This window comes from Brenneria rubrifaciens (assembly GCF_005484945.1).
GTDB classification, from domain to species: Bacteria; Pseudomonadota; Gammaproteobacteria; order Enterobacterales; family Enterobacteriaceae; genus Brenneria; species Brenneria rubrifaciens.
In genome coordinates this window covers 1,663,072-1,680,092 of record NZ_CP034035.1, presented here as the reverse complement: position 1 = coordinate 1,680,092, position 17,021 = coordinate 1,663,072, and the positions used below count along the sequence as shown (strand labels likewise).

Genomic DNA, 17,021 nt, shown 5'->3' with positions numbered 1-17,021 from the left:
ATCTGCCCTGGCACCATCGCCTGATTATTGATTTGCCTTCTCTGACGATGGCTACAACTCAAATGAATTAAAAAAGAACGCCTCCACTGCTGGCTTTGACCGCCTTTCAGCAACCTGAGGTTAAAAAATAAGCAACTTAATCATAATAACGCGAATGATAATATTTCAAATTAGTTAATGCAAATCGTTATCAATAAAAATCATTGAGCGGTTGCCCAGGCAGCGCCACCTGGCTTGGCCCCGTAACGCTAAACGCTGTTTATTGCCAAAACGGGTGTCTGTCCATAGCTCTAAATGCAAATGCGAATAATTAGAATTATCATTTATACTGTAAGATGTTTTTTTGCTCTCCCGTTCACTCAACGTTGATGGGCTCCACCTATGAAAGAGTTGACTCCGATGCAGGCGGCCAGTTGGGTCGGTCGGCAATACGAACAGCCCCTCGGCGGCGTCGCAGCGCATTTATACGCTGAATTCGACGGCGCCGGGCTGGATATCGCGCGGCTAAGCCTGGCCATCAGCCGTTTGTATCAGAGTCATCCGATGCTGCGGCTGCGCATCACGCCTGAAGGCCGTCAGACCATAGAGAACATGGATGACCGCTACCGGTTGCAGATCGATGACTGGCAAGGCGATTCGCAGTGTGACGCAGACCGTTATCTTGCCGACAAACGCCAGAGCAAAACCACGCAGAAACTGCCGCTTGAGCGAGGTCTGGCATGCGATATCAGCGTCAGCCTGTTGCCGGAGGGCCGCTGTCGTCTGCACGTGGATCTGGACATGATTGCCGCCGATGCCCAGAGTTTCCGAATTCTGATGGAAGATCTGACCCGTTTCTACCGCCAGCCCGGTCCGCCCGCGGGCAATACGCAAGTCGCCTATTTTCGCTATCTGGATCGTATGCGCGGCGATAAAAGCCGGCTGAAAAGGTATCAGAACGATAAACAGTGGTGGCATGAGCGCCTTCCCGCCATTCCGCCCGCCCCGGCCCTACCGCAAAGCCCGGTCGCGGGCCACTGCCGCAGTAACCGGCTGGCCGGACTGCTGACACAGCCTGAGCGCCGGACGCTGGCGAAAATCGCCCGGACACATCATCTGACCCTGGCAACGCTGTTTCTCTGCGCGTTTGCCGGCGTGGTGGGACATAGCTGCGGCATGACGCGTTTCCGGCTTAATGTGCCGATGTTCCACCGCCGGCCCTATGTCAAAGAGGCCGAACGCATTATCGGCGATTTCTCCAACCTAGTTATCCTGGACGTGGCATACGATCCCGCCGAAAGTCTGCTGACGTTTTGCCGACGGACGGCCTCACGGCTGGCACGGTTAATTACCCATAGCCATTATCCTGGGGTCAATGTGCTGCGTGACCTGTCGCGCCACCACGGAAACATGCAAATTGCCCCGCTGGTGTTTACCTCAGGACTCGGGCTTCCCGGCGGCAAACTGTTTTCCGATGAGGTGTTGCGCACCTTCGGGGAAATGAACTGGGTGATCTCCCAGGGGCCGCAGGTGGCGCTCGATGCCCAGGTCGTCGAGGTACGCGACGGCATTCTGGTGAACTGGGATGTACGCCTTGACTTATTTCCCAAACCGATCATCCGTCCCCTGTTTGACAGCTATCTGAATCTGATGCGCCAGTTGGCCCTGACGCCCGATACGCTGAACCAGCCGCTTGAGAGCATGCTGATGCCGCGGCAGACGGCGGCGATCCATTCGCCGCCCCCCTCCGGCGCGGAGCCCATTCTGACGCGAGGAAATAACATGCAGACACCGTTGACTTCTCTGCAACAGGCTTATTTGCTGGGCAGAAGCGAACAATGGCCGCTAGGCGGCGTTGCCATGCAGGATTTCCGCGAGTACCGCGGGACTCTCCCCGCAGCGACCCTGCGCCAACGGCTGACCGAGCTGGTGCGGCGGCATGAGGCGTTACGCACCCGGATAGATCCCCACATGCTGATCCAATACGTTTCGCCTGAAACCGTCATTAATCTGGATGAAATCGATCTGCGCGACATACCCCGCGGCGACGCCCTGCGACAAGTGGACGAGATCCGCCGTGCCCGCTCCCATACCCTTAACAACCTTACCCTTTCGCCCTGGCATATCTGGATTATCACGCTGGCTGAAGGCGCCGGACACCAAGACGATGATTTTACTACCGTGGTGTTCACAAGTTTCGATGCATTAATTCTGGATGGATCGTCGATCTCGACCATCATTACGCGGCTGTTCGACGGAGCGGAACCGATGCCGCAGTCCTTCCCGCTGCGGATAGCGCGGCCTGACAACAGTGAACCGGCGTTACTGACCCGCCGGCGGCTGGATGACAGAAGGTACTGGCGCGAAAAGTTGCAACATCTCCCGCCGCCTCCCGCATTCCCCTGGAGAGAGCCGCTGGCCTCCATTCGCTCGTCACCATGGCGCAGAGAAAGCCTTCGCCTTCCGCGCCGATTGATCAGGAGAATCTCCGCCATCGGCGCGGCGCACGGTCTGTTTCAGAACAGCATCCTGTCGGCGGCGATTCTGGAGACGTTGTCACTCTGGCTGCGGGGTGGCGCATTGCCGGTGGGCATCCCGGTTTCCTTTCCATCAGCGGATGGCCGGCTGGGCAACGCATCCACGTTTGTGGTGATCAGCTTTACCCGCACGCGCGATGCATCTTTAAACGCCGCCCGCCGTCTGCAACAGGATATTCTGGAATCACTGCAACACCTGACGTTTTCCGGGGTTGACCTGACCCGGTTATTGCTCAAACAGCATGGAGAAAGCCCGGCGCTGCCGGTGGTGTTGACCAACGGCCTGTCGTGGGAGTCGCCGCCCGCGGACAGCCCGATGCGTTTCCACTCAGGGCTGACGCAGACCCCGCAGGTAGCGATGGATATTCGGCTGTCGCTGGATCAGGACAAGAATCTGCTGCTCTGTCTGGATTACGCCGAACACGCGCTGGATCAGACGATAGTGCAGGATATGCTTCAGGCGATCGCCGCCAGAATCGCGCTGACCTGCCGCCAGACGGCGCAGTTCCCGATGCCTGCGCAATTTATCGATTATCATCATTACCATCACAACGGCGACGAACGTGATTACATCGGTAGCGGTTTTCTCAATCGCATCGCCCATCATCTTTTCGCCCCGTCTCCCGATAAAGCGGCCATCCACTGCGGCCCCCGGACGATTTCCTATGCGCAACTCGGACAATCTGTTCAGACGGCGATGACGAACCTGCGACGCTATGGAATGAAAAAGGGCAACGTGGTGGCCCTTGCTCTGCCCCGTTCGCCGGCGCATCTGACCATCACCCTCGCCTGCGCGTTACAGGGGATCATCTGGGTGCCGATCGACATCAACTCGCCGCCGGAACGGATGGCGTATCTACTGACCAACTGTCAGCCCGATCTGATCGTCAGCGTTATTCCCGTTGGGGAGATGAGGGTCGTGCAACCGGCTGCGCTGCTATCTCCCGTCGAGCTGGCGGCGCTCGACCTGCCGGACGCGTCGCTCTCCGAGCGGAGCCACAGCCGCGACCCCGCCTATTATCTCTATACCTCAGGCACGACGGGCAAACCCAAATGCGTGGTGCTCAGCTACCGGGCGACCGACAATGTCATCGGCCGGACCCTCGAAAAATGGGGCGTCGGGCAGCAGGATGTGTTTATCTCGGTCACGCCGCTGCACCATGATATGTCCGTCTTCGACCTGTTCGGGTCGCTGTGTGCCGGTGCAACGCTGGTGATACCCGAACCGCACGAGGAAAAGGACGCCATATCCTGGAACCGGCTTGTCGAACGCCATCGCGTCACCCTGTGGTGCTCGGTGCCGGCCATCCTTGATATGCTGCTCTCCTGTACCCAGGACGATCGGCTACGTTCCCTCAGACTTATCGCACAAGGCGGGGATTACATCAGGCCGGCGACCATCCGGGCGCTCCGGGCGCGCCTTGCCGATGCCCGGCTGTTTTCTCTGGGCGGGCCGACAGAAACCACCATCTGGAGCATCTGGCACGAAATCACCGCCGATGATAGCGATACTATCCCTTACGGCAAACCTCTGCCGGCAAACCGGTATTTCATCTGTCACGACACCGGGGAACATTGTCCGGCTTACGTCGTCGGCCGGATCTATACGGCGGGGGTAAATCTGGCGCTCGGCTATCTGGAGAACGGTATCCTTTGTCAGCATGATTTCGTTACCCTGACCGACCCGGCGGGAGAGCCGGTACGCGCCTTTCGCACTGGCGATGAAGGCTATTATCGTAAAGACGGCAATATCATCTTCGCCAACCGCGTCAACGGTTATGTCAAGATCCGGGGGATACGGGTTTCACTGCCGGAAATAGAGAGCGCGTTGGATAAACATCCGTCGATCAAAGAGGTGGCGGTGGTGGATTACCCGGCTGGCGAAACGGGTGAGATCACGCTGGGGGCGATGTACACGTCGCAGCAGGGCGACGCTATTCCGATAGCGGAACTGAGAGCGTTCGTCAGTCGCCATTTACCTTGTACCCATGTGCCGACCCGAATGATACACGCCACGGCGCTGCCATTATCGGCTAACGGAAAAACGGATCGGCGCCGCATCAAGGAGAGCTTTATCGCTGAGCGATCGGCTGGCGTCACGGCACGCGACGCGGCGATAGCGGACGAGCAAACCCGGTGCTGTCAGCGCATTCTGGGTATTTATCTGCATGCGATTGGCATCCAGCACGGAGAAAGATTTGATGAAGATTCCGCCTTCATGACGATGGGGTTGAAACCGTCGCATCTCCAGCCCATCACGATACGGCTCAACGAGACGTTCGGGGTTCGGCTCAGCCCTTACGATCTGGTAAAATGCAATAATGCCCGCCATGTCTCGCGGCTACTGCAACAGACCTGACATCCCGCGCTTGACCGTTGAGACGCGGCCCCGCATGGCGACGCCGCCCGCCCTACTTCTGGCCCGGCGAGTCCAGGAGATCCTGAAGCCGCCGGGTCAGCGCGTTCTCCTGCACCACGCGCTGCATAAACGTTGGCAGCGTTTGCCGATGCAGGATAAATGCCTCCTGCCGGAACAGCGCGGGATCGGCGTCAATGTCCACCCTCAGCCTGCCGGCATCCATTCGCCCGCGCCAGGTGACGTTGAAACCGTCGCCGGGGCCGCTGGCAAGCACATGCCGGCGGGTCTGGCACCCTGCGAATCCGGGAGGATCGAAAGGCAACACATTCACCAGCGGGGAAAAGAAATAGCGGAACCCCGCCGACAGCCCGCGATCGGCTGCGATCTGCTCAATGCGATACCGCCCGTGCGACCGCTGCATGTGCAATTCCCGCGCCATTCGTTGTAAGAAATCCCCCAAACGCTCATCCGCCGCGACGTTGATAAACAGTGGCAAGATGTTGACCAGCAACGCCGGCACATAAGCGCCGACCAAGCTTCGCCGGTTCATAAACGGCACCCACAATGGCAGCGTCTCACGCTCGGTGTGGGGCTGGCACGGCAAATGATGAAACAGATAGGCGCCGGAAAGCACAAGCAGCAGATCGGGCCAGCCCATATCGCTGCTGTCGGCCATCTGCCGCAAATCACAGCTAAAACTCGCCGGTAGCCGGCAATCAAGATGTAAAGGGGACGCGCCGTAATCTTCGCCGCCTTTATGCAGTACCGGCAATTCAACAGGTGACGACAGGTAATTCCGCCAGTAACTGCGATCGTCATCAAAACGCTGACTTGCGCTATAGGCCATCTCTTCCGACAGGTAACGGGCAAAGGGATGGAAGGCGGGGCCCGCTTCGCACTTACCGATACAGTGGGCGTAAAGACTGGCGCAACGATGCTCGATCAGAACCATGCCATAGCCGTCAATGACGATATGGTGCGCCCGGATATACCAGAGATAGTGCGACGCGCCGATCCTGATCAACCAATGCGCCGCTAACGGCTGCCGCAATAGATCCAGCGATTGCTCCGCATCGGCCCGCATGCGCCGCAAGGCTTCCTGCCGGGGATCGGGAGCATCGCGCAAATCAATCTGTTGGAGCGATGGCGCCGCAGCCGGATCGCACCGCTGTACCGGCGCCTGCCCCGGCTGCGCAATATGAAAACGCAGAGCGAATGCATCGGTCTCCCCGATCGTCATCATGATTGCTTTACCCAGCGCTGCCGGATCAACGTCCCCCTGAATATCGATACAATGCGCAACCGTCGAGATCGGTTGATCGGGATACAGGGTGAATTCCTCCCAAAAATCCAGTTGTGCCGGTGTCAGGGGCATCCACCCTGCATTCAGACCTGTTTCTGACATATCCGCACTTTTCCTCGTAGCAAACGATATTAGCGCCGCGGGCAAATCCCCTGGCCCCGCCGAGGGTCCCACCCGCTAGCCTTTTTGCTCCTCTGGAGGCGTGGCCAGTCCCCGCGGCGACGGCCGTCTCTTTTTCCCTGAGCGGTAAGCCAAATCCATGAATGATAATAACACTTATTATCATTAACAAAAACAAACCGACCCAGAGACTGGTAAAACATCCGCCAGCGTCTACACTTAGTGACAATGATGTTACTTTCGGGAGTGTGTGTTTATTGGATTATAGCTATCCAATTCATCTTGTTAGAGAGTGCTGCCTACGGATTTACCGAAAATTGAGCTGTTTTATCCATACCTGCCTACTCGCAACATGTTGTTAGGATTTCGGTTGCGTCGCTTTCTTTCTTCACTTCTGCCCTGGCATCAGACACGTTTCACGCGATTGCGATTTAGAAAATCAATACCCGTGCCCGTCATGGCGCCGCGAGAACACCTTGCTTAACACGCAACAGCAGAACGCCATGCGGTGTGAACACCATTTTCAACCTACACGCTACAGACAGGAGAATCAGTTTGCCCCCCATGATTGCAACAGAAAACACGACAGACTCGCCGCCCCTCCCCGCACTGGACGGCGGCCCATACGCCTTCTTTTTCGATGTGGACGGCACGCTGGCGGAGATTCGACCTGAACCGGACGCCGTTGTCATCCCTTCCGCTGTCCGCGCCAATTTGCAGGCGTTGTCTACCGCGTGTCACGGCGCGGTGGCGCTGGTATCGGGCCGCCCTCTCGAACAGTTGGATAAACTGACCGCGCCGCTCATTCTGCCGCTGGCGGGAGTACACGGCGCCGAACGCCGTGACGCCTCGGGTAACCTGCATCGCGTCATACTGCCGGCGGAGGTGGCGGCCCCCCTGCGGCAGATGCTGGAACAGGCAATGGCCGCCATGCCGGGCACCTTGCTGGAAGCCAAAGAGATGGCCTTCGCACTGCACTATCGCCAGGCGATGGTGTACGAGCGGCAAGTTTTCGCGCTGGCCGAATCCGCCGTGGCCCGGTTTCCTCAACTGACGCTACAGCCCGGCAAATGCGTGGTGGAAATAAAGCCGCGAGGAACCGATAAGGGCGTGGCGATTAACGCCTTTATGCGGGAAGCGCCTTTCGCCGGACGCATCCCGGTTTTTGTAGGAGACGACCTGACGGATGAGAAAGGATTTATCGCTGTGAACGCCATGCAAGGCATCTCTGTTAAGGTCGGAGAGGGTTCAGGCCATGCCCGTTTCCGCCTGAAACGGGTCGCGGACGTTTACCAATGGCTTGAACAACAACGATTACAACTCAATCAAGATAACGTCGGTAAGGAGTTAAGGTTATGAGCCGTCTGGTTGTTGTATCCAACCGTATCGCCATTCCTGACAAATCGAAGTCCAGCGCGGGCGGACTGGCCGTAGGCATTTTGGATGCACTAAAAAGCACCGGGGGATTATGGTTTGGCTGGAATGGAGAGATAAGCGAAATATCCGGTCAGGACGAGGATGATCTGGAGCTACTTGAAAAGGATGGCATCACATACGCCTCGGTTCCGCTCAATCAAAACGATTACGATCTGTATTACTGTCAGTTTTCCAATAACGTCCTCTGGCCGGCATTCCACTATCGTATCGATCTGGTGCAGTTTCAGCGTGAAGCCTGGGAAGGTTACTGCCAGGTAAATGACTTTCTGGCGAAACGGTTACAGCCGTTGATTAAGCCCGACGATATCCTGTGGATCCATGACTACCATTTGCTGCCGTTCGCCGCCGCGCTACGTAAAATCGGGGTGAATAACCGTATCGGTTTCTTTTTGCATATTCCCTTTCCTACGCCGGAAATTTTCAATGCGCTGCCTACACACAAAGAACTGCTGGAAATGATGAGCGAATTCGATTTGATCGGATTCCAGACGGAAAACGACCGGATGGCGTTTCTCGACAATATTGGGCAACTGACCACGTTGCTCCAGACCGGGGCAAAAACCCACCGCGCTTTCGGCCATACTTTCATGACAGAGACTTATCCGATAGGCATCGCGCCGGACAGCATTAAAGAGATGGCGGAAGGGCCGCTGCCGCCAAAAATGGCGGCGATGAAACGCGAACTGGGTGATGCACAGAATATTATTTCCTGCGAACGACTAGATTATTCCAAAGGGCTGCCGGAACGCTTCCTTGCGTTTGAGGCCTTGCTGGAAAACTACCCGCAGCATCGCGGCAGGGTTCGCTATTCGCAAATCGCCCCGACTTCTCGCGGGGATGTTCAGGCCTATCAGGATATCCGCCACCAGTTGGAGATGGAAGTTGGGCGGATCAACGGCAAATACGGCACCCTGAACGGGACGCCGCTCTACTACCTTAACCAGCATTTCGATCGCCGGTTGCTGATGAAAATATTTCGTCTGACGGATATCGGGCTGGTCACGCCGCTGCGCGATGGCATGAACCTGGTGGCGAAAGAGTATGTGGCGGCACAGGACCCTGACGATCCAGGCGTACTGGTGTTGTCGCGATTTGCTGGCGCGGCCAACGAATTGACCGCCGCACTCATCGTCAACCCTTACGATCGGGATGAAGTGGCGGCGGCGCTGGACAAAGCGCTAAGCATGTCGCGCGCCGAGCGTCTCTCCCGCTACAACGACATGATGGCGGTGTTGCGCAAAAATGATATTGCGCACTGGCGTGAACGTTATCTGGCGGATCTGCGGGCTATCCCGCCGCGCAGTGCCGGGCATGGCACCGTCGCCAAAGAGACAACCCTCTAGGTTTCTGGCAGTGCCATGCGTCATCCCTTTACCAAACAGCCCCGTTGACAGGGGGCTGTTCATAATTTGTTGCAATCGAAATATTCCTCAATGTCTAATTAGCACACTTTTACTGTAGCTAATGATATGAATGTCTAAAATTAGCAAAAAGTCGCCCCGTCTGTTTTATAACGTCATGCTGAGGTTTGTAGCACATGTTCAACTCGAAATCACACGTCGCTAAACCCGTGGAGCCCGATATCGATAACGACCGCCTATACGAACTTGAACCCTGCGAATTAACACTGAATACCCTGCTCGAAGCGGAGCCGGAACCGGAAATGATCGAAGGGCTGCCGCCCTCCGACGCGCTAACACCCGCCGACCGCTATCTGGAATTGTTTGAACACGTGCAGTCTTCGCGTATTTTTGACGACAGCAAAGTATTCCCCGATTGCGCGCCCAAAAGAGATCCGCTGGAAATTCTCATTCGCTACCGTCGGGTGAAAAACAAAGCCGGTTTTGACCTGAGACAGTTTGTCGATGAGCATTTCTGGCTACCGGAAAACCCTGGCGGCGATTATGTCTCCGATCCAGCGCACTCCCTTAAAGAACATATCAATCATCTCTGGAGCGTGCTGACGCGCGAACCTCAGGACCATATTCCGTGGTCGTCGCTGCTGCCGCTGCCCCAGGCCTATATTGTGCCGGGCGGCCGTTTCAGGGAAACCTACTACTGGGACTCCTACTTCACCATGCTAGGGCTGGCGGAGAGCGGGCGCGACGATCTGCTGCGCTGCATGGCGGATAACTTCGCCTGGATGATTGAAACCTATGGGCACATTCCCAACGGCAATCGCACCTATTACCTCAGCCGCTCGCAACCGCCGGTATTTGCACTGATGGTGGAGCTGTTTGAAGAAGACGGCGTGCGCGGCGCCCGCCGCTATCTGGATCATCTATTGAAAGAGTATGCCTTCTGGATGGACGGCGCCGAATCGCTGGAACTGAATCAGGCCTACCGCCACGCGGTGCGGTTGCCGGACGGCGCCCTGCTCAACCGCTACTGGGATGACAGGGACACCCCGCGCGACGAATCCTGGCTGGAAGATGTGGAAACCGCGAAACACTCCGCTCGACCGGCGAACCAGGTTTACCGGGATCTACGGGCGGGAGCCGCTTCGGGGTGGGACTATTCGTCTCGCTGGTTGCGTGATGCTCATCGCCTCGCCAGTATTCGCACCACGCAGTTTATCCCGATTGATCTCAACGCGTTTATTTACAAATTGGAGAGCGCCATCAGCAATATCTCTGTTCTGAAGGGGGATAAAGAGACGGCGGCGCTATTTCGCCAAAAGGCGGAAGACCGCCGCGCCGCCGTTACCCGCTATTTGTGGGATGAAGAGGAAGGATGTTTTCGTGACTATGACTGGCATCGCCAGCGAATGGCGCTGTTCAGCGCCGCCAGCATCGTGCCGCTCTATGTGGGACTTGCCACCCACGAACAGTCCGACAGGCTGGCAGAGGCGGTGCGCGCGCGTCTGCTCACCCAGGGGGGACTCATGACGACCGAGCACAATACGGGCGAACAATGGGATAGCCCTAACGGCTGGGCGCCGCTGCAATGGATGGCCATTCAGGGCTTTAAGCTGTACGGCCATGATGCGCTCGGCGATGAAATTGCCCGCAACTGGCTAAAAACAGTCAATCTTTTTTACCGGCGCAACCATAAACTGATTGAAAAATACCATATCGCCGATGGAACCCCGCGCGAAGGCATCGGGGGCGAATATCCGCTTCAAGATGGCTTCGGTTGGACCAACGGCGTTGTTTGTCGGCTGATTGGCCTTTACGGAGAACATGATGAATGATGTTCAATCCCGCCCTGATATTACCGCGCGCTCCCCCGCGATACCCACTGTGCCAGCACAGCCTCCAGTTCGGTGAGCAACTGGCCGGCGTCGTTTTCTGAAAACACCAGCGGCGGACGAATCTTCAGTATGTTGGCCGAGAACCCGGTAGCCGAGATCAGCACCTGGCGCTCACGCAGCCCATTGACAATCGCGGTCGCCAGCGCCGCATCCGGTACTTTCTCTTGCGGATCGCTGACCATCTCAACACCGATATACAGCCCCGCTCCCCGGATATCGCCAATCTGCGGATAACGGCGGGCGATGTCGTGCAGACCTGCGCGGATAAACGCGCCGATGCGATGGGCGTTTTCCTGTAACCGTTCTTCGCGGATCACATCAAACGTGGCCTGCGCCGCGGCGATCGCCACCGAGTTGCCGCCGAAGGTATTGAAATAGCGCTGGTCGCGGCCGAAACGCGCCACCGCCTCATGGGTGACGGCTACCGCCGCCACCGGATAACCATTGCCCATCGGTTTGCCCAGGGTAATGATATCCGGATCGACGCCGTGACGCTGAAAGCCCCACAGCGCGTCGCCGGTGCGGGCAAAACCGGATTGCACTTCGTCGGCGATGAACAGCCCCCCAGCCGCTCGCACCACTTCCGCCACCGGCGCCAGCAGATCCGTGGGGTCGGCATAAATGCCGTCGGACGAAAACACCGAATCGGCGATAAACGCCGCCAGCCCTTGACCGCGGCGCTGAAGTTCGTCGATCTGTTCGGCTACCTGCCTCGCCATCCGCTGACCCATCTCCGCGCTGGCGAACCGATAGGAATCCGGCGCCGGAACGCGGCATACCCACTCGCCAAGCGGCGAGTGCCCCCCCAGCGAGGGCGAAATACCGGCGGTGAGGAACGAGTTGCCGTGATAGGCTTCAGACGTAATGATCACCCCCTGCCGGCCCGTATAGTGCCGGGCGATGCGCAGCGCCAGGTCATTGGCCTCCGAGCCGGTGCAGGTGAACATCATATGGCCCTGCTCCGCGATGCGGCCGCCGAAAGTCGGCAGCAACTGTTCGGCGTAATCCAGAATGCCGTCCTGAAGATAGCGGGTATGGGTACACAGCCGCCGCATCTGGCTGTTAACGGCGTCGGCGATCTTCGGATGCGCATGCCCCACCGAAACCACGTTATTGTAGGCGTCCAGATAGACATTGCCGTTGCGGTCATAGAGCCGTACTCCCTGAGCGCGGTTCACCTCCACCGGCTGCTGATAGAACAGGCGATAAGCCGGGCCGAGCAGACGGATACGGCGTTCAACGGCGGCGCGGGCGGCGGCATCCAAATGCGCAAGGTTATCGGGATCAAAGGCGTTAACCATTTTACCGCGGCGAAGGTGGGAATCAGTCATGCTTTACTCCTGAAGACGGGATCATCGACATAAAGGTTTGCGACAAGGTGTCAGCGGGGCGCGCCAGCAGCCAGGCCAGTTGCCCCCAGCCCGGTTCCGTATTGCGCAGAATATAGCGGGCGTTGTCGGGAAAACGCCGGGCACGCCACAGCGTGATCAGCGCCCGGGCAATCACCCGCCCCATGACCAAATGGGGCAACAGGGCCAGTTCCTCACGGCTGAGCACCGCCTGACGCAGATAACCGCGCAGCAGATCGCGACCGGCGGCAAACAGATCGTCCGGCGGATTGGCCGCGACATCCCGCGGCAGTTGGTTCAGCAGCGCGGTGGAAACATCCACGGCCACCGCGGTATAAACCGCATCGCCGAAATCAATGATGCCGGTAACAAACCCGCTGTGGCGCTGAGGAATCCCCAGTAATGGGCGGGTAAAAAAAGACAGGCATAGAGTTTTGTGATCTACTGATTGTGCAACCAATTCAATGAGATCACTTCTATGCCTGCTCGCCAAGTATGCCAGAACTTTTTCCGGGACGCTTTAGCCCCGTTTCACAAATATCGACAGAATGCCCTTCTCGACGCTACCGCTGCTTTAACGCGTGGCGCATCCCTCACCCTGACCAGTATTGGACGATATCTTCCCGGGACAGCACAGGTAAAACACAAGATTAAACGGACTGACCGTCTGCTGGGTAATATCGAGCTTCATAGCGATATCCCTCTGATATTCAGGAATATTACCTCACTACTGACGCAGCGACTTTCATGGTGTGTAATCGCTGTTGACTGGAGCGGCTACCCTTCACAGGCATTCCATGTTCTGCGCGCAAGCCTGATTTGTGATGGGCGTTCCATACCCCTGATGAGTCAGGTTGTCCCTTCGGATAAACAGCAGAACCCTCATGTTCAAAAAGCATTTCTGGATGCGCTCAGCAACGCCGTGTCATCTGATAAAAAAGTCATTATTGTCACTGATGCCGGGTTTCAGAATGCCTGGTTTCGCCATATCAAATCACTGGGTTGGGATTTTATTGGGCGGGTGCGGGGAAATACGCTGCTGCGTCTGGACAGAAAAGGGGAGAACTGGTTCAGAAGACAGGAACTGAAGGCCAGTAATAAACCGGAATACCTCGGGACGGGTACATTCGCCCGTGCAAAGTATTCCCGCTGTGACGGTCATTTTTACCTGCATAAAAAAGAGGCGAAGGGCAGAAAGCATCGCCATGCCCGCTGCCGTATTGAGCGTAAATCTCAGGAGCGCGACGGACGTTCAGCGGCCAAAGAGCCCTGGCTTATTTTCAGCAGCACAAACGAATTTAAGCCACGTGAAGTGATGAAACTTTACAGCCGCAGAATGCAGATTGAGCAGAATTTTCGTGACGAGAAAAGTGAGCGATTTGGTTTTGGTCTGCGTGCCAGCCATAGTGGTACGGCAGGACGCCTATTGGTGCTGAGTCTGCTGGCGACGCTGGCAACAGCAGTCCTATGGCTTTTGGGCTATGATGCTGAAAATAAGGGATTACATCTTAGATATCAGGCCAACAGTCTGAAATCGCGGCGGGTCATTTCGTACCTGACGTTAGCGGAGAATGTCCTGCGACACTCTCCGCTAATGTTAAGACGAACGGTGCTGAGCACCGTTCTTGAGCACCTCGCCAAAGCCTACCGGAGTATAGTGTTGGTTTATTAGCGCTGATTTTGTGGGGATCCCTCAGCGCTGTGGCGGGGATCGACGATAATATTCGACTGGCTGAAGTCATTGTGCAGCACCTGGCAAGGCAGCGCCCGGATACGCGGTGAAAAACCGAGAAAGCGCGCCATGCCGCGTTCGAGGAGTTGCCGGCGCTCGGCATCCTCCACCGTCGCCAGCAGCGGCTGCAAACTCGCCAGATGCTGCACATCCCACAGTAGCGTACGGTGAGCCGCCGGATGTTCAAATCCCGCCATCGCCAGCCGCAGTCGGGCAAGCACTTCCCCCACCTTCTCACGCTGCCGGGCCGACGCGACCACGCTGTCCAGCGGCGTCCCATCCAGATAGGTTAACAGCCGTACGCATCGCCGCTGGCCTGCCGCATCCGTCATTTCCACCATCGCGCGCCCCTGCATATCCGGGATCGCCGCAGGCACCGGTAAGGCAACGTCCGTCTGATGCAAAAAGCTCAGCAGTTCCACCTGTAGCGCGATCTCCGCTATCGGTTCGGCGGGATTGGCGACTTTCAGAATATATTGCCGCCCGGCCGCATCTGTCAGCCGAAACGTATCATCTTTTTCGGTGGCCAGACGCCTGACCTGTCCCGCAATACCGAAGTGGCAACGCGCCAACGCGACCGCTTCGGCCTCCCCCATATTGACAAATCCGGTGGCCAGATCATGACCCGCCAGCGTGATATCGCTGTTACCCACGTGTGTCACCCTATCCTTTGTTTACGTTAGTCCTGTGTTGATCGCCAAATTGCCGATTGTCGACAACATAATAATCCAAAGTCAGTGTAGAGTCGACAATCGCCAATTGCCACCTATATAATCCAGCGATGACTGACTCCCGATATCCCGATGCGCCGATGATGAAAAACTTAAAGCCACTGACCAAAAGTTCGATAGAAAGCCAGACCACCGACAGTTTGCGAAGTTACATTCTTTCCGGGGCGGTCAGGCCGGGATTGCGCCTCACCGAAACCGCGCTGGCCGACCAGCTTGGCGTGGGCCGGGCGACCGTCAGAAGCGCGTTCCAGCGCCTGGCCGGAGAAGGCATTCTGGTGCAGATCCCCTATACCGGCTGGGAAGTCGCCTCGCTGTCCATCAAGGACGTGTGGGAGCTGTGGACGCTGCGCGGCAGTCTGGAGGGACTGGCGGCACGGCTGGCGGCGGAACAGAACGACCCGGCGCGGCGCACAGCGATCGAGCAAGCCTACCGGCGGCTACAGGACGACTGCGCGGCGGGCGATATGAACGACATCAGCGAAAGCGACATGAACCTGCACCGCGCCATCGTCGATGCCGCCGGTCATGACCGGTTGGCCCACCAGTACAAGCTGGTGGAACAGCAGGTGCGTTTGTACATTGCGACCAGCAACGCCTACGCTTCCGACGGCCCTTCCGACATCCTTTCCCAGCACGTGCCGATGGTCGAGGCGCTGCTGGCAGGCGAAGGTTTGCGCGCCTCGCAGGAAGCCTGGCTGCACAACGAAACCGAAGGAAAACGGCTGTCCGACTGGCTGCGTCAGCAAAATCAGCACGACGCCGTCACTGACTGACGTCCCCTGCCGCGCTCAGTCAGGCGCATCGGCCACCGGTAAACGCGGGCTGCGCGCTTCAATATCGGCGCCGGCCGCCAGACACAGATCCTCGCGGAAACGCCCTGCCACAATCTGTATTCCCAGCGGCGTGCCATCGGGCAAGTAGCCGGTACACAGACTCAGCGCGGGCAGACCGATGACCGGCAGGCCGATCATCGGCAACTGCGAACGCCAAACGTGTCGATAGGCTTCCTCCCCCTGCAAATCCAGATCGTTGGCAAAAGGCAGCGACGCGCTGACCGGCAGCAGCACAACCGGGTATTCTTGCAGGAACGCGGCCCATTCACGGGCAATCCCCAGCCGGCGGGATAGCGCGCGGGAGAAATCCGTGATGCCGATCTGTTCGGCAATCGCCTTCTGTCCGGCCAGCGCGGTAATGGCGCCGGGATCGCCTTCCCGCTCCGCCGCCTCGACCATAGCGGCATAGCCGTCGCCCATCCACAGCGTGATTTGAATCGCCACCGCCTCTTCCAGCGAGATCAGCGCATCCAGTTCGTCGACGATCCAGCCCGCGTCGCGCAGCTTGTCGGCGGATTCCAGCAGCGCCTGACAGATTTCCGGCGCGGTGTCGATGCCGTCGGGACGCAGACACACCGCGGCGCGGCGCGGCATGGTCGGGCCGTTGAGCGGCGCCGGCACCCACCAGGGATCATCGGGACTGCCCACCGACATGGCTCCCAGCGCCAGCGACAGATCCGCCACGCAGCGCGCTATCGGCCCGGACACCGCCATAATCTGCCCGCCAATGGTGCGCTCGGCGCCAGACGCATTCCAGGCGGCGATGCGGCCGAACGACGGACGCAAACCATGCACCCCACAGGCATAGGCCGGATAACGAATCGAACCGGCGATATCCGTACCGTGACCGATGGCGGCCATCCCCGCCGCCACCGACGCCGCCGCCCCGCCGGACGAACCGCCCGGCGTCAGCGCGGCGTTGCGTGGATTCCGGGTGGCGCCGTGCAACTGGTTATCGGTAAACCAGCGGTAGCTGAATGCCGGGGTATTGGTGCGCCCCACGGTCAGCGCCCCTGCCGCCAGCAGGCTGGCAACCACCGGATTATGACGAACGGCGATCAGATTTTTTTGCGCTTTCAGCCCGTTGGTGTTGGCATAGCCGGTTTGATCCACGTTGACCTTGATGGTCACCGGCACCCCGGCCAGCGGCCCGGCATCCTCCCCGGCGGCCAGTTTTCTGTCCACCTCGCGCGCCTGCGCCAGCGTGTCTTCCGGACGGTAATCCACCACCGCGTTAATGGCCGGGTTGACGTTTTCCAGGCGTTGCAGACAGGCTAGCGCCACGTCGCGGGCGCTGATATCGCGCAGTTGAATCAGACTGGCGATTTCATTGGCCGAAAACTGCCAAAGCTCGGGTAGGTCTTTCATGCGGGTTTCCTTGTTTCATT

General features: G+C 58.1%; 11 protein-coding genes. 6 read left to right on the top strand and 5 right to left on the bottom strand.

Annotated elements, in window-relative coordinates; all coding sequences use genetic code 11:
* Positions 1-381: 381 nt before the first annotated feature.
* Positions 382-4,875, top strand: coding sequence for an amino acid adenylation domain-containing protein (locus tag EH207_RS07835; RefSeq protein WP_137713475.1), 4,494 nt, complete (start codon positions 382-384; stop codon positions 4,873-4,875).
* Positions 4,876-4,927: 52 nt separating this feature from the next.
* On the opposite strand, the gene EH207_RS07830 is transcribed toward EH207_RS07835, so the two are convergent.
* A complete protein-coding gene (locus EH207_RS07830) occupies positions 4,928-6,280 on the bottom strand; it encodes a condensation domain-containing protein (protein ID WP_137713474.1) in 1,353 nt (450 codons plus the stop codon).
* Between the two features lie 582 nt (positions 6,281-6,862).
* Here EH207_RS07830 and otsB point away from each other — a divergent pair.
* The 3 genes from otsB (at position 6,863) to EH207_RS07815 (ending at position 10,928) form a co-directional block, all read left to right on the top strand.
* Positions 6,863-7,657, top strand: a complete 795-nt coding sequence (otsB, locus tag EH207_RS07825) for a trehalose-phosphatase (RefSeq protein ID WP_137715299.1) — start codon at positions 6,863-6,865, stop codon at positions 7,655-7,657.
* Entirely contained in the window at positions 7,654-9,078 is a 1,425-nt protein-coding gene (gene otsA / locus EH207_RS07820) for an alpha,alpha-trehalose-phosphate synthase (protein ID WP_137713473.1), read from the top strand. Before otsB ends, otsA begins: the two co-directional genes overlap by 4 nt.
* Positions 9,079-9,272: 194 nt before the next feature.
* A complete protein-coding gene (locus EH207_RS07815; protein ID WP_137713472.1) occupies positions 9,273-10,928 on the top strand; it encodes an alpha,alpha-trehalase in 1,656 nt (551 codons plus the stop codon).
* A 20-nt stretch (positions 10,929-10,948) separates the two neighbouring features.
* Here the strand turns inward: EH207_RS07815 and EH207_RS07810 are convergent, their stop codons facing one another.
* Both EH207_RS07810 and EH207_RS07805 read right to left on the bottom strand, forming a co-directional pair.
* Positions 10,949-12,319 carry an aspartate aminotransferase family protein gene (locus EH207_RS07810; RefSeq protein WP_137713471.1) on the bottom strand — a complete coding sequence of 457 codons (1,371 nt, stop codon included), beginning with the start codon at positions 12,317-12,319 and terminating at the stop codon, positions 10,949-10,951.
* The gene (locus EH207_RS07805; RefSeq protein ID WP_137713470.1) at positions 12,312-12,797 is read right to left on the bottom strand and encodes an aminoglycoside phosphotransferase/kinase family protein; all 486 of its coding nucleotides are present in this window, start codon (positions 12,795-12,797) and stop codon (positions 12,312-12,314) included. The genes EH207_RS07810 and EH207_RS07805 overlap by 8 nt, the downstream gene beginning before the upstream one ends.
* Positions 12,798-12,815: 18 nt before the next feature.
* Between EH207_RS07805 and EH207_RS07800 the strand changes: the two genes are divergently transcribed.
* Complete coding sequence (locus tag EH207_RS07800; protein WP_137712904.1) at positions 12,816-14,009, top strand: IS4 family transposase; 1,194 nt, start codon at positions 12,816-12,818, stop codon at positions 14,007-14,009.
* Here the strand turns inward: EH207_RS07800 and EH207_RS07795 are convergent.
* On the bottom strand, positions 14,006-14,722 hold the full coding sequence (locus EH207_RS07795) for a phosphotransferase (protein WP_137713469.1): 717 nt from the start codon (positions 14,720-14,722) through the stop codon (positions 14,006-14,008). The two genes, EH207_RS07800 and EH207_RS07795, sit on opposite strands and share 4 nt — an antisense overlap.
* A 158-nt stretch (positions 14,723-14,880) precedes the next feature.
* Here EH207_RS07795 and EH207_RS07790 point away from each other — a divergent pair, with 158 nt between their 5' ends.
* On the top strand, positions 14,881-15,573 hold the full coding sequence (locus EH207_RS07790) for a GntR family transcriptional regulator (RefSeq protein ID WP_217496121.1): 693 nt from the start codon (positions 14,881-14,883) through the stop codon (positions 15,571-15,573).
* A gap of 15 nt (positions 15,574-15,588) precedes the next feature.
* On the opposite strand, the gene EH207_RS07785 is transcribed toward EH207_RS07790, so the two are convergent.
* The gene (locus EH207_RS07785) at positions 15,589-17,001 is read right to left on the bottom strand and encodes an amidase family protein (protein WP_137713467.1); all 1,413 of its coding nucleotides are present in this window, start codon (positions 16,999-17,001) and stop codon (positions 15,589-15,591) included.
* Positions 17,002-17,021 lie beyond the last annotated feature (20 nt).